Genomic DNA, 12,704 nt, shown 5'->3' with positions numbered 1-12,704 from the left:
CGCGCGGCGCCGCCAGGCGCGGCCTGGGTTCCGGGTTGTCAGACCCGTGCGAGCGCTTGCGAATCGATGATGCGCACGCGCTTGCCGCGCGTTTCGACCAGCGCTTCGCGATGGAACCGCGAGAACATCCGGCTCACGGTTTCGAGCTTCATCCCGAGATAGCAGCCGATTTCCTCGCGCGTCATCCGCAGGTTGAATTCCGTCGCCGAATAGCCGCGCGCCTCGAAGCGCGACGACAGGTTCAGCAGGAAATGCGCGACGCGCTGCTCGGCCGACATCGTGCCGAGCAGCAGCATCTGGCTCGATTCGCGGACGATCTCGCTGCTCAGCATCTGGTAGAGGAAGTGCTGCATCGGCTTGATCTCGCGGCACGCCGCTTCAAGCGCACCGAACGGGATGATGCACACGACGCTGTCCTCAAGCGCGATCGCGTCGCAGCAATGCTGGCCGCCGCCGATGCCGTCCATCCCGAGCGTTTCACCGGCGATCTGGAAGCCCGTCACGTGTTCGCGGCCGTCGCGATGCATCATCACCGTCTTGAACGAACCCGCACGTACCGCATAGATGCTCTGGAACGGATCGTCGGTGCGGAACAGCGCGTCGCCCTGGCGCACCTGCCGGGTCGTGCAGATGATCGAGTCGAGGCGGCCGTATTCGGCCGCGGTCAGGTGCGGCGGCAGGCACATCGAGCGCATCGCGCACACCGAGCAGCGCGCGGCGGGATGTTTGGCGGCGTCGGCGCGCGTGACCGCGCGAAGCGGAATCGTCGGCCGGGGCGTGATGGATACGTCGGCGGCGCAGGGGGTGGCTGTGGACATGAGTCACTCCGGCTCGTCAGGGGTGGGGCACGCGAGCGTGCGCCAGGGATTCGATGACCTGGCATGCGGCGTCGAATTCGACGGTCTTGTCGAAGAAGTAGTCGGCTCCGGCCAACGCGCATGCCTCTCTGAATGCCGGCGCCGAGTGATTCGTCAGCACGATCGTGACGATGCGCGGCGCGGCCTTCGACAGCGTCCCGATCAGCTCGAGGCCGCTGCCGTCCGCCAGCCGCAGGTCGACGATCACCACGTCCGCCTGGCTGCTGCGGATATGGGCCCACGCGTCCTGGCCGTCTTCCGCTTCGCCGACGACGGCGACACCGCGGATCGCGCCGACGAGCAGCGCGATCCGCTGCCGGACGGCAGCGGCATGATCGACGAGAAATACCCGGAGCGCGGCGGGTAACTGGCTGGCATTCATGCGGGCAGTATCGTGTTGCGCCGCCGAAAATGAAATCGGCCGAATTGGAAGTTGATGTAGGCCGCTGCGACGCGTTGTAGGGCGATTCCTACAACGCGTACGGGAAATCGCCGGCGCGGCTGCGAGGGGGCGATGCCGCGAGCGCGGCCGAAGGGGGGGCGTTGCCGGGTCAGCCGGCCTGGCGCGCAGCCAGCGCATCGCGCGCCGTGCGGCATGCGGCGAGATCCCACGCCGCACAGCCGACGCTCTTGAACAGCAGCGGCCCGGTGCGGTCGAATGCGCCGCCCAGCACGTCGGCGAGCGATGCGACGTGCTGCCAGTCGACCTGCGCGACGATCAGGTCGCCGGCCTCGTGGCGCGCGCCGGCCGGATCGTCGACGACCAGCCGGCTGGCACGCACCGTGTTCGCGTCGATCTCGGCCGCGTCCGCGGTGAACGCGCCGACGCCGACCACGAGCCGGCCTGCGCGCGCGGCTTCGCGATAGACGGGCGTGCGGCTCGTCGTCAGCGTGACGACCACGTCGATCGCAGCGGGAATCGCGTCGCCGTCGAGCGGTACGAGACGCGGCGCCTGCGCGCGGTGCGCGGCACAGAATGCCGCTGCGCTGTCGGCGCGCGTGCCGCGCACGTGAAGGCGCGCTTCGGGAAAGATCGCGGCGAGCGCTTCCGCGTGATTGGCCGCCTGCTTGCCGGTGCCGATCAGCAGGATGTCCTGCGGCGCGGCGCCCTGCAGCGCCTGGATGCCGAGCGCGGTGATGGCCGCCGTGCGGCGCCCGGTGACCGTCGGGCCGTCGAGCGCGAAGCGCATCTCGCCGGTGGTCGCGTCGTAGGCGGTGACCTGGCCGAGGATCGTCGGCAGCCCGCGCGCGCCGTTGCCCGGGCACACGTTCACGAGCTTGTGGGTCGCGAGGTCGGGTGCGCTCGACGGCATCGACAGCATCACGCCGCCTGCCTGCAGCGGCACGACCAGGCGTTCGGGGCTGACGATCTCGCCCGCCGCATAGTCGGCGACGGCCTGCCTGAGCGTGGCGAGCAGCGCCGGGTAGTCGAGCAGCGCGGCCGTGTCGGCCGCATCGAAAACGGGAATCGGGGAAAGAGCGGTCATCGTGTACGTCGCATGCGTCGGTGAGCGTGGACGACGGGCGCATGCCGCGCCCGCCAAGAGCTGCCGGATACCGTGACACAGGGCAGTGTGGATCGAATCTATACCACTTGCTGGCCCGGCCGCAACCCAGAAAATAAAGCGCCTCGCCGGTTTTGGTTCTAATATCTGTCCAGAAGGGCCGCCATGGCCTCGATGCCGGCGCGCTCCGGTATAGTGCGAACCCATTCCCGATTCACGCCCTCGACCGGGCAGGAGCCATACGATGATGTCCGCGCGTCCCGACACACTCGAAGGCGGTTTCAGGCCGCTGCAGATCTACGAGCAGGTGGCCGAGAAGATCCGCGACGAAATCCGCGCGGGGCGCTATGCCGCCGAGTCGCGGCTGCCGTCCGAGCGCGAGCTCGCAGGGCTGTTCCAGGTCGGCCGGCCGGCCGTGCGCGAGGCGCTCGGCGCACTGCAGAACGAAGGGCTCGTGTTCACGAAGCGCAATTCGGGCACCTACGTCGTCGCGTCGCCGCTCGACGTGCTCGCGGCGCGCGGCGACACGCACCGGGCGGCCGAACCCGATTTCAGCCCGACGTCGACGCTCGACGTGCGGCTGATCCTGGAGCCCGCGATCGCGCGCCTCGCGGCTGCGCACGGCCGCGCCGACTCCGGTGCCGAACGCTATCTGGCCCAGATGGAGACCATTACCGATGTCGACGATCCGCATCAGCGCGCGCTGTGGAACGAGAGCGACCGGCTGTTCCACCGCCAGCTGGCGTTGATGACCGGCGACGCGCTGATCGTGAAGATCGCGGACGAAGTCGCGAAGACGATGGACCAGCCGCTGTGGAAGCGGCTGAAGGACGACGGCATCTACGATGCGGGCCGGATCCGGCTGTACGTGTCCGAACACCGGCTGATCTACGAGGCGATCGTGTCCGGCGATGCCGATGCGGCGGCGTTCTATGTCGAGCAGCACATCCGCCGCGTGCGGCGCGACATCACGCCCAAGTGACCGTGCTGGGCTCGTTCTGGTCTGAAAAATGACCAAAATCGACATTTTTATTTTGAAATTGCTTGCATGGTAACCACGCGTATCCTACATTGGTTTCACACAAAACCAATCAGGAGACATCATGCGACACCTCGTTACCGCGCTCTCGGTGGCCATCGCCGCCGGCGCGCTGACTTCCGCGCAGGCGCAGGAAGCGGTCATGATCGGCCATTCGGCGCCGCTGACCGGTCCGCAGGCCGCGAACGGCAAGGACAATGAAAACGGCGCACGCCTGGCCGTCGACGAACTCAACAAGGCCGGCATCAAGGTCGCCGGCAAGACCGTCACCTTCAAACTGGTCTCCGACGACGACCAGGCCGATCCGAAGGCCGGCGTACAGGTGGCGCAGAACCTCGTCGACAAGGGCGTCGTCGCGGTGCTCGGGCCGTACAACTCGGGCGTCGCGATTCCCGCCTCGCGCGTGTACTCGACTGCCGGCGTGCCGATGCTGCCGGTCGCGTCGAACCCGGCACTGACCAAGCAGGGCTTCAAGAACATCTTCCGGATCGGCGCGAGCGACGAACAGCTCGGCGGCACGATGGCGACCTTCGCCGCGAAGACGCTGAACGCGAAGACCGCCGCGGTGATCGACGATCGCACCGCGTACGGGCAGGGCGTGGCCGAGCAGTTCATGAACGTCGCGAAGGCGAACGGGATCAAGATCATCGACCAGGAATTCACGAGTTCGTCGGCCACCGATTTCCTCGGCATTCTCACCAAGATCAAGGCCAGCAACCCCGACGTGATCTTCCTCGGCGGCTATGCCGCACAGGGCGCGCCGATGGCCAAGCAGATGAAGCAGCGCGGCCTGCGCGCGAAGCTGCTCGGCGGCGACGGCATCTGCTCGGCCGACATGGGCAAGGTCGCGGGCGATGCGGCGTCGATCGTCTACTGCGCGCAGGGCGGCGTCGCGCTCGAGAAGACGGCGGCCGGGCGCGAATTCCTGAAGAAGTACCACGACACGTATCACACCGATACGCAGGTCTATGGCGTGAACTACTACGACGGGATGAAGCTGCTCGCCGACGCGATGGTCAAGGCCGGCACGACCACCGACAAGGCGAAGCTGATCGCGCAACTGGCGAAATCGAACTACACGGGCGTCGCCGGCACCTATTCGTTCGACGCGAACGGCGACCTGAAGGGCGCGCCGACCACCGTCTACGTGATCCGCAACGGCCTGCCGGAACCGTACGCGAAGTAACGGCCAGCCTGCCATCGGACGGCGGCGCGGCCGCCGTTCTTCGTTTCAACGCTTCCGATTCCCCCATGAAAATTTCCCGATCCCTTTCCACCGTCGAAGTCCATACGGGCGGTGAAGCGTTCCGCATCGTCACGAGCGGGCTGCCGCGCGCGCCCGGCGACACGATCGTCCAGCGCCGCGCGTGGCTCAAGGACAACGCCGACGAGATCCGCCGCGCGCTGATGTTCGAACCGCGCGGCCACGCCGACATGTACGGCGGCTACCTGACCGAGCCGGTGTCGCCGAACGCGGATTTCGGCGTGATCTTCGTGCACAACGAAGGCTACAGCGACCATTGCGGACACGGCGTGATCGCGCTGTCGACCGCGGCGGTCGAGCTCGGCTGGGTGCAGCGCACGGTGCCGGAAACGCGGGTCGGCATCGACGCGCCGTGCGGCTTCATCGAGGCGTTCGTCAAATGGGACGGCGAGCATGCGGGGCCGGTGCGCTTCGTCAACGTGCCGTCGTTCATCTGGCAGCGCGACGTGTCGGTCGAGACGCCGTCGTTCGGCACCGTGACCGGTGACATCGCGTACGGCGGCGCGTTCTATTTCTACGTCGACGGTGCGCCGTTCGACCTGCCGGTGCGCGAAGCGGCGGTGGAACGGCTGATCCGCTTCGGCGCGGAAGTGAAGGCCGCCGCGAACGCGAAGTACCCGGTCGTGCATCCGGAGATCCCGGAAATCAACCACATCTACGGCACGATCATCGCGAATGCGCCGCGCCACCCGGGATCGACGCAGGCGAACTGCTGCGTGTTCGCGGATCGCGAGGTCGACCGTTCGCCGACGGGTTCCGGCACCGGCGGCCGGGTCGCGCAGCTCTGCCAGCGCGGGCTGCTCGCGGCCGGCGACACGCTCGTCAACGAATCGATCGTCGGCACGGTCTTCAAGGGGCGCGTGCTGCGCGAAACGACGGTCGGCGACATCCCGGCCGTGATTCCGGAAGTCGAAGGCAGCGCCCATATCTGCGGGTTCGCGAACTGGATCGTCGACGAGCGCGATCCGCTGACCTACGGTTTTCTCGTGCGCTGAGTCGCGGCCGCCCGTTTGTCGTACCAGGCTTGGCGCGCCGTTCCCGTTGCGGGGCGCGCGCCTTTTTTGCGTGCGGACCGCCCGCGCAGCCGCCCCGGGTAGGTCGCCACCGGGCCATCGCCGTCCGGCGGCCCGCGCGAGTTTGGTACGATGCACCCTTTTCAGCCGAGCTCCACCCGCGTGAATCGCCGAAACGTGTCGTCAGTGCGTGCCTTCTGTGCCAGATGGGTCGCGCGCGCCCAACCCGTCGCGGCTGCCGCCGTCGCGCGGGTCAAGCCTCTCGCCGCCACCGCGTGGCGCCATGTCCGTCACCCGACGCGCCGCGGCGTACTGCTCGCCGGCGCCGCCGTGCCGGCGCTGTTCGTGGTGTACGTGGTCGTGCTCATCCCGTTCACGCCGGGCATCGGCGACATCCGCAAGGCGCGCGTCGACCAGCCCGCGCAGGTGCTGTCCGCCGACGGCAAGCTGCTGGCCGAATTCAAGCCGTCGAACCGCGAGTGGGTTCCGCTCAAGCAGATCTCGCCGCACATGGTCGACGCACTGATCGCGACCGAGGATCACCGTTTCTACGAGCACCACGGCCTCGACTGGAAGCGCACGGCGTCGGCCGCGCTCCATACGCTCTCGGGCAGCCGCCAGGGCGGCTCGACGATCACGCAGCAACTCGCGCGCAACCTGTATCCGGACGAGATCGGCCGTGCGCCGACGCTCACGCGCAAGGTGAAGGAGGCGATCACCGCGCTGAAGATCGAGGCGATCTACAGTAAGGACCAGATCCTCGAGACCTACCTGAACACGGTGCCGTTCCTGTACAACGCGTACGGCGTCGAGATGGCCGCGCGCACCTATTTCGACAAGTCGGCCGACGAGCTCGACGTGCTCGACAGCGCGACGCTGGTCGGGATGCTGAAGGGCAACAGTTACTACAACCCGGTGCTGAACCCCGAGCGCGCGCTGCAGCGGCGCAATACGGTGCTCGGCCAGATGGTGAAGTACGGCAAGCTGTCGCCCGCGCAGTTCGCGCAGTGGCAGCGCCGGCCGCTGCGGATCGACTTCGAGCGCCAGAAGGAGCCGCCGGGGCCGGCACCGCACTTCGCGCAGCAGCTGCGCAAATGGCTGATCGCGTGGGCCGACCGCAACGACTACAACATCTACTCGGACGGGCTGATCGTGCGCACGACGATCGACGCGCGGCTGCAGCAGATGGCGACGCAGGCGCTCACGCTGCAGGGCAACCAGCTGCAGGGCATCGCGAACAGCGCGTGGAGCGGCCGCGACGGCTGCGGCACCGACAACGAGGTGTTCCGCACCTTCATGCGCGAGTCGCCCGAGTACAAGGCCGCGCAGGACGCCGGCAAGGACGACGCGGCCGCGATGAAGCTGCTCGCGGCCGACCGTGGTTTCATGCGCGCGCTGTGCAAGACGAAGACCGACGTGCAGGCCGGCTTCCTCGCGATCGATCCGCGCGACGGGCAGATCCGCGCGTGGGTCGGCAGCCGCGACTTCACCCACGAGCCGTTCGACCACGTCGCGCAGGCGCGGCGCCAGCCGGGTTCGACGTTCAAGCCGTTCGTCTATGGCGTCGCGTTCGCGAACGGGATGAAGCCGGACGATACCTTCATCGACCAGCCGGTCGAGATCCCGTTGAAGGGCGGCGAGATCTGGCGGCCGAACGACGACGTGCCGCCCACCGGCAAGCCGATGACGCTGCGCGACGCGGTCGCGCTGTCGCGCAACCGGATCACCGCGCAGGTGATGGAGAAGGTCGGCCCGGCTGCCGTGGCCCGACTCGCACGCGACATGGGCGTGCGCGAAAGCCCGCTCGAACGCGTGCCGTCGCTGGCGCTCGGCACGAGCCCGGTCACGCTGAAGGAGATGGTCGCGTCGTACGCGACGATCGCGAACGGCGGGTTGTATGTCGAGCCGCAGATGGTGACGCGCATCGAGAACCGCCAGGGCGACGTGCTTGCCGAATACGCGCCGGCGCCGCCCGAGCGCGCGCTCGACGCCGAAACCGACAAGACGCTGCTCAGCGTGATGCGCGACGTCGTGACGCGCGGCACGGGCGGCAGCATCCGCACGCGCTTCGGGATCCGTGGCGACGTGGCCGGCAAGACGGGCACGACGCAGGACAACGCGGACGGCTGGTTCATCCTGATGCAGCCGGGCCTCGTCGCCGGTGCGTGGGTCGGTTTCGACGACGGCCGCGTGACGCTGCGCAGCGACTACTGGGGGCAGGGCGCGCACAGCGCGCTGCCGATCGTCGGCGATTTCTTCCAGCGTGCGCAGCGCGCCCGGCTCGTCGATACGAAGGCGAAATTCGATACCGAGCCGTCGCCGGGCTGGTTCGCGTCGCTGCGCGAACGCGCGACGGACCTGTTCGACACGTGGTTCCCGCCCGACGCGAAGAAGGCGCCCGCACCGGTCAGGACGCAGCGGGTGGAGCGGGCGCCCGAGGCGGATACCGACGAGGCGTCGGCCGCCTCGGCTGCCTCGGCGCCCGAAGCGGCATCCGGGGGCATCGTCGAGGAATGGGTGCCGGCGTCCGAAGTGGCCGCGTCGGCCGCCGCGCTGTCGGCGGGCGCGTCGCAGCCGCCACCCGCGCAGCCGCCGGCGGGGGCGAGCGCGGCCGGCGGAGGCAGCGCGGGCCTCGGCGCCGCACCGGCTGCCGCCCCTTCGACCGCACCGTCCCAGGCGCCGGCACCGGCCGCGCCGGACGCAACCGGCGCATCGCAGTAACGGAGCCGTTCAGAATTCGCGCGATGCTGCCGTAATCATGTTGTCATGACAGCTCGCGCGGTCGCTCCGCGCCTCCACGATGAGGCTATCTACCGACTACGTCCCGCTCACGCGCGACGATCTCGCCGCCGGCGTCCCGCTCGGTTTCGATCTCTACGATGCCGACGGCGCCGCGCTACTGCCGGCCGGCACGACGCTGCGCGATGCCGCGCAGCATGCCTTCCTGTTCGACCATTTCCGGCCGGTACGGCGGCGCGACGACGCCGAAGCCGTGGCCGAGCCGCGCGCGCCTGACGCGGTGCCTCACGCGCCGCGGATGGGGTTGTCGGCGGGCGCTTCGATCGGCATCCGCCGCCGGGTCGGCACGACCCGCGGGCTGCAGCGCTGCCGGCTGATCGGCATCGCCGCGTCGGGCGCGCTGTTCGTCGAGCCGCAGCCGGCGGCCGCCCTCGACTTCGTACGGGGCGACGACATCGAGGCCGTGGCGATCGGCCGTGCCGCGGTGTCGCGGTTCGGTGCGACGGTCGAGTCGGTGCAGGCGGCGGGTGCCGCGCGGTTCCTGGTGCTGTCGCCGCCCGGCTTCGTCGACCGGCTGCGCACGCGTGCGGAGCCGCGCGTGCCGGTGCGGATCGCCGCCTGTTGCGCAGGCGGGTCGGAGGGCGCGGAAGGCATCGGGATGGTGCACGACATCAGCTTGAGCGGCCTGTCGATTGCCGTCGACCGGCCGATCGCCGCAACCGGCGAACCCTTGCGCGTGCAGCTTCCGTACGCGGCGGGCGACCGGGTCGAGCTGCTGGCGCTCGACGGCACGGTGCGGGCCGTCCATGCCGACCCGGCCGCGCCCGCGCTGACGCTGCATCACGCGGCGTTCGGCGAGACCGGCGCCGACGACCTGATCCGCCTCAAGGCGCTGCTGTTCGACCGGCTCATGGCGCCGTCGGATACCGACCGGCGGCGCTGATGCACGGCCGGACGCACGGGGCGCCGCGCCACGGTATTCAGCACGTGAATGCCGATAATCATCTGACGATTCGACGTATTCCGTGGCGATTGTCTGGTTTCCGTCAACAGTGAATTCGCGATTTAAGTATTTACCCTGATAGCGTCGCCTCCTAGACTTCTACTCATGCGCAACGACCCCGAGTCCGAAGCGCCTGACAAAACAATTCTGGAGGTAACGCATCATGAAATCGCTGATCAAGGCAGTTGCACTGGCCGCCCTGGTGGCCGCACCGGTCGTCTCGTTCGCCCAATCGAACCAGCAGCCGCTGACGCGCGCGCAAGTGCGCGCCGAGCTGGTCCAGCTCGAGAAGGCCGGCTACAACCCGAACGACTGGATGAACTACCCGGAGAACATCCAGGCCGCCCAGGCAAAGATCGCCGCCGCACAGAACACCGGCGCGCAAGCTGATGCAACGGGCTACGGTTCGAACCCGGCCGCGGCGTCGCAATCGGGCCAGCGCGTGGTCGTGCCGGCCGCCACCGACCGTTCGTCGGTGTTCTTCGGCCACTAAGCCAGGCAGCGCCCGCAAGGGCGCCCGGTTTGCCGTTTCATCCGAAACCCGTGCACGGTATCCGTGTACGGGTTTTGCATTTGGGCCGCTGGAATGGGCGGGGCTGCGTGAGCGTGCCGCGCCTGACGGGCATCACCGCGTGCTGCCCGCCCGCCGGGCCCGCGTCGCGAGCACGGCCGCGACGCCGCCGAGGATCGCGGCCGATGCGAGCGCGAGCCGCCAGGTCGGCTGTTCGGACAGGAGCAGCACGGCGCCGCACGCGGCGATGGGCGGGACGGACAACTGAACCGCCGCGGCGCGCATCGCCGTGAGGTGCCGTAGCGCGGCATACCAGACCACGTAGCCGAGGCCCGACGTCAGCGCACCGGAAAGCGCGGCGAGCGCGAGGCCGGCCGGCGTGACGTGCACGCGCGCGGCGAGTGCGACGCTCAGCGCGAGCGCCAGCGGCGCGGCGCGCAGGAAGTTGCCGGCGGTGGTCGCGACCGGATCGACGGGGCGACGGCCACGGATCGAATAGATGCCCCATGCGATGCCGGCTGCCGTCATCAACGCGGCGCCGCGCGGCGTCGGCGCGGCGAGCCCGGGCGACACGAGGTAGACCAGCCCGCCGAGCGCCGCGCCGAATCCGGCCCAGCCGGTCGCGGCAAACCGCTCGCCGGCATGCCATCCCGCCGCGAACATCGTCAGTTGCACCGCGCCGAACAGGATCAGCGCGCCGGTGGCTGCGCTAACGGTCAGATACGCAAACGAGAAGCACGTGACGTACACGAACAGCATCGCCGCGGCCGGCCAGTCGGCGGGCGGGGCGGGCCGTCGTGCCCCAGCACGCGCGACGATCGCGAGCATCAGCGCGCCCGATACGAGGCGCAGGCTGCCGAAGCTGGCCGCGTCGATCCGGCCGGCCTGCAGCGCGAGCCGGCACAGCAGCGAATTCGATGCGAAAGCGAGCATCGCGATCGACGTCAGCGCAACGGCGCGCATGCCCGGCCGGACATGCAGCACGAGGGCGGACGCGGGCGGTCGCATCGCGGGCCTCACGCGTGGCTGGCGACGATCAGCACGGCCGCGCCGAACAACGCGGCGCCGAGCGGCGCGGTGAGCGCCTGCCCCCACGACGCGTTCTTCTCGAGGGCCATCAACGCGGCGAGCGCCAGCATCCAGCCGAGACTGCCGGCGCCGACGACGAACATCAGCAGCATCAGCGCCCAGCAGCAGCCGACGCAGAAGAGCCCATGGCTGACGCCCAATGCAAACGCGTGACGCATCGGCGTGCGGCCGCGCCAGCGGCTGATCACGAAACTGAAGGGGGTGCGGCACCGGTCGAGGCAGTGCGTCTTCAGTCCGCTGAACTGGAACGCGCCGGCGAGCGCGAAGACGGCCGCGCCGATCAACCAGCCGCGCCACGCGAGCGCCGGCACCCGCGCGACACCGGTCAGCAGCAGCCCGTGCAGCCCATGCGCGACGAGGCCGAAGCCGCTCCACGTGGCGACGTAGCCGATGCCGACGAGCGCGAGCAGGCGCGTCTGGTCGGGGCGGCTGGCGACGACGCGGGCGAACGCGTCGAACAGCGACAGCGTCGTCGGCAGCATCATCGCGAGGATCATCAGCGTCCAGCCGGCCGCGGTGAACGCGGCCGGCAGCCATAGCGCGCCGCCGGGCAGCGCGCGGCAAAGCGCGTTGAACGGTTCGGCCAACGTGCCGTCGCCGTGGTCGAGGTAGCGCCCGTAAGGACTGCGCGTCCACGCCCACAGGGTGAGCCAGGCGAACGCGACGAGACTCGCGAGCACGAGCGGAAACAGGCGCCGGTGCAGCGATGCAGCCATGACCGTGGGCGTGCGATCGCGCGTCACGCGTCGAACCGGAACGTGCTCTGCAGCGCGTTGTGATTCTTCAGGTCGACGTCGATGCCGATCGCCGCATTCTTCGACCGGTAGACGGGCGCCTTGCCGACGAACACCGGCGCGCCGGGCACCGTCGAGAACACGGTGTCGGTCAGCGTCGTCTGCGCGCCGCTCGGGCCGAGGTACGGCTCGAGTTCCGCGTGGTAGTCGGTGCCGATCGACAGCGTGCCGCGAGCCCCCTCGACATTGAACGTGATGGGCGCGCGTTCGATCGACACGACCGTGCCGATCAGTTTCGCGAGTTCGGCGATGGGGCCGCCGGCCTGGCCCGTGTAGACCCTGAGGAGCGCCTGCTCCTGCGCTTCGGACGCCGTGTCGCTGACGTAGATCGCAGCCGTCCAGTTGCCTTCGAGGATGTTGCCGGGCACCCGGCACACGGCGGCGATCGTGTTGCCGCCCACGTCGACGCCGTCGACGGTGCCCTTGTCGACATGCCACGCGACGATCGTGTCGCAGACGCCGAAATCGGGATCCTCGCCGATCCAGCACGGGCAGAGTACGCGACAGTTGCAGACCTCGAGCAGACGGCCTTCAAGGTGATAACTCATGATTCCCTCCAGGGGGCGACGGCGAAGGCACGTCGGGCCGGGGGGAGGAGGCTGGCAGACGAATCGTCACCCCGCTCGGCGATGCGAACGCGAAATGCGCTGAGGAATGCGCGGAAGCGGAGACGGGATGGATGCGATAGCGCGGGCCTGAAGCGGCGTATCGATTTTCAAGTGTAGGTGCGAAGGGGCGATATGCAAGCCGTCGCGGGCTGCGACACCGGCTGACAAGCCGGCGCGCGTGCGCTAGCATCGCGATCGGTGTCGCCCCGAGACGGCGGCCGATGCGCGACCGCGCGGCAAGCCCGGCACCGGGTTCCACGACTTCAACGAACAACCAGGAGC

At 69.2% G+C, this 12,704-nt stretch carries 12 protein-coding genes; 6 read left to right on the top strand and 6 right to left on the bottom strand.

Translation table 11 applies throughout. The features are described 5' to 3' along the window. Window positions 1-38: 38 nt before the first annotated feature. The 3 genes from CFB43_RS25035 to lhpI all read right to left on the bottom strand — a co-directional run bounded on the left by CFB43_RS25035 (window position 39) and on the right by lhpI (window position 2,344). On the bottom strand, window positions 39-818 hold the full coding sequence (locus CFB43_RS25035; RefSeq protein ID WP_089497010.1) for a helix-turn-helix domain-containing protein: 780 nt from the start codon (window positions 816-818) through the stop codon (window positions 39-41). Between the two features lie 16 nt (window positions 819-834). Next, a complete protein-coding gene (locus CFB43_RS25030) occupies window positions 835-1,239 on the bottom strand; it encodes a response regulator transcription factor (RefSeq protein WP_089497009.1) in 405 nt (134 codons plus the stop codon). A gap of 169 nt (window positions 1,240-1,408) precedes the next feature. Beyond that, window positions 1,409-2,344: a bifunctional Delta(1)-pyrroline-2-carboxylate/Delta(1)-piperideine-2-carboxylate reductase gene (gene lhpI, locus CFB43_RS25025; RefSeq protein ID WP_089497008.1), complete on the bottom strand. Its 936-nt coding sequence runs from the start codon at window positions 2,342-2,344 to the stop codon at window positions 1,409-1,411. Window positions 2,345-2,606: 262 nt separating this feature from the next. Here lhpI and CFB43_RS25020 point away from each other — a divergent pair, with 262 nt between their 5' ends. The 6 genes from CFB43_RS25020 (at window position 2,607) to CFB43_RS24995 (ending at window position 9,913) form a co-directional block, all read left to right on the top strand. Continuing rightward, the gene (locus CFB43_RS25020; RefSeq protein WP_089497007.1) at window positions 2,607-3,344 is read left to right on the top strand and encodes a FadR/GntR family transcriptional regulator; all 738 of its coding nucleotides are present in this window, start codon (window positions 2,607-2,609) and stop codon (window positions 3,342-3,344) included. Window positions 3,345-3,465: 121 nt separating this feature from the next. Further along, window positions 3,466-4,587 carry a branched-chain amino acid ABC transporter substrate-binding protein gene (locus CFB43_RS25015; protein WP_089497006.1) on the top strand — a complete coding sequence of 374 codons (1,122 nt, stop codon included), beginning with the start codon at window positions 3,466-3,468 and terminating at the stop codon, window positions 4,585-4,587. A gap of 65 nt (window positions 4,588-4,652) precedes the next feature. After that, window positions 4,653-5,660, top strand: coding sequence for a trans-3-hydroxy-L-proline dehydratase (gene lhpH, locus CFB43_RS25010; protein WP_089497005.1), 1,008 nt, complete (start codon window positions 4,653-4,655; stop codon window positions 5,658-5,660). A gap of 150 nt (window positions 5,661-5,810) precedes the next feature. Then, on the top strand, window positions 5,811-8,399 hold the full coding sequence (locus tag CFB43_RS25005) for a penicillin-binding protein 1A (RefSeq protein WP_089497004.1): 2,589 nt from the start codon (window positions 5,811-5,813) through the stop codon (window positions 8,397-8,399). Window positions 8,400-8,478: 79 nt separating this feature from the next. Next, entirely contained in the window at window positions 8,479-9,360 is an 882-nt protein-coding gene (locus CFB43_RS25000) for a PilZ domain-containing protein (RefSeq protein WP_089497003.1), read from the top strand. A gap of 223 nt (window positions 9,361-9,583) precedes the next feature. Further along, window positions 9,584-9,913 carry a DUF4148 domain-containing protein gene (locus CFB43_RS24995; protein WP_069251539.1) on the top strand — a complete coding sequence of 110 codons (330 nt, stop codon included), beginning with the start codon at window positions 9,584-9,586 and terminating at the stop codon, window positions 9,911-9,913. 132 nt (window positions 9,914-10,045) lie between these two features. Here the strand turns inward: CFB43_RS24995 and CFB43_RS24990 are convergent, their stop codons facing one another. From CFB43_RS24990 to CFB43_RS24980, 3 genes are read right to left on the bottom strand one after another with little or no spacing between them, the layout of a single operon-like run. After that, window positions 10,046-10,939 carry a DMT family transporter gene (locus CFB43_RS24990; protein WP_089497002.1) on the bottom strand — a complete coding sequence of 298 codons (894 nt, stop codon included), beginning with the start codon at window positions 10,937-10,939 and terminating at the stop codon, window positions 10,046-10,048. An 8-nt stretch (window positions 10,940-10,947) separates the two neighbouring features. Further along, entirely contained in the window at window positions 10,948-11,736 is a 789-nt protein-coding gene (locus CFB43_RS24985; RefSeq protein WP_089498132.1) for a DUF2182 domain-containing protein, read from the bottom strand. Between the two features lie 23 nt (window positions 11,737-11,759). Next, the gene (locus CFB43_RS24980; RefSeq protein ID WP_089458173.1) at window positions 11,760-12,362 is read right to left on the bottom strand and encodes a DUF1326 domain-containing protein; all 603 of its coding nucleotides are present in this window, start codon (window positions 12,360-12,362) and stop codon (window positions 11,760-11,762) included. Window positions 12,363-12,704: the final 342 nt, after the last annotated feature.

The sequence above is a fragment of the Burkholderia sp. AU15512 genome, from assembly GCF_002223325.1.
Taxonomy (GTDB): Bacteria; Pseudomonadota; Gammaproteobacteria; order Burkholderiales; family Burkholderiaceae; genus Burkholderia.
Note: the sequence above shows the minus strand (reverse complement) of the source record. Positions and strands in the feature narration are given on the sequence as shown.

Excerpts from the sequence above, each read along its gene's own strand:
- CFB43_RS25035 (WP_089497010.1), bottom strand. The coding sequence starts at position 818 with ATGTCCACAGCCACCCCCTGCGCCGCCGACGTATCCATCACGCCCCGG.
- CFB43_RS25030 (WP_089497009.1), bottom strand. The coding sequence starts at position 1,239 with ATGAATGCCAGCCAGTTACCCGCCGCGCTCCGGGTATTTCTCGTCGAT.
- lhpI (WP_089497008.1), bottom strand. The coding sequence starts at position 2,344 with ATGACCGCTCTTTCCCCGATTCCCGTTTTCGATGCGGCCGACACGGCC.
- CFB43_RS25020 (WP_089497007.1), top strand. The coding sequence starts at position 2,607 with ATGATGTCCGCGCGTCCCGACACACTCGAAGGCGGTTTCAGGCCGCTG.
- CFB43_RS25015 (WP_089497006.1), top strand. The coding sequence starts at position 3,466 with ATGCGACACCTCGTTACCGCGCTCTCGGTGGCCATCGCCGCCGGCGCG.
- lhpH (WP_089497005.1), top strand. The coding sequence starts at position 4,653 with ATGAAAATTTCCCGATCCCTTTCCACCGTCGAAGTCCATACGGGCGGT.
- CFB43_RS25005 (WP_089497004.1), top strand. The coding sequence starts at position 5,811 with ATGCACCCTTTTCAGCCGAGCTCCACCCGCGTGAATCGCCGAAACGTG.
- CFB43_RS25000 (WP_089497003.1), top strand. The coding sequence starts at position 8,479 with ATGAGGCTATCTACCGACTACGTCCCGCTCACGCGCGACGATCTCGCC.
- CFB43_RS24995 (WP_069251539.1), top strand. The coding sequence starts at position 9,584 with ATGAAATCGCTGATCAAGGCAGTTGCACTGGCCGCCCTGGTGGCCGCA.
- CFB43_RS24990 (WP_089497002.1), bottom strand. The coding sequence starts at position 10,939 with ATGCGACCGCCCGCGTCCGCCCTCGTGCTGCATGTCCGGCCGGGCATG.
- CFB43_RS24985 (WP_089498132.1), bottom strand. The coding sequence starts at position 11,736 with ATGGCTGCATCGCTGCACCGGCGCCTGTTTCCGCTCGTGCTCGCGAGT.
- CFB43_RS24980 (WP_089458173.1), bottom strand. The coding sequence starts at position 12,362 with ATGAGTTATCACCTTGAAGGCCGTCTGCTCGAGGTCTGCAACTGTCGC.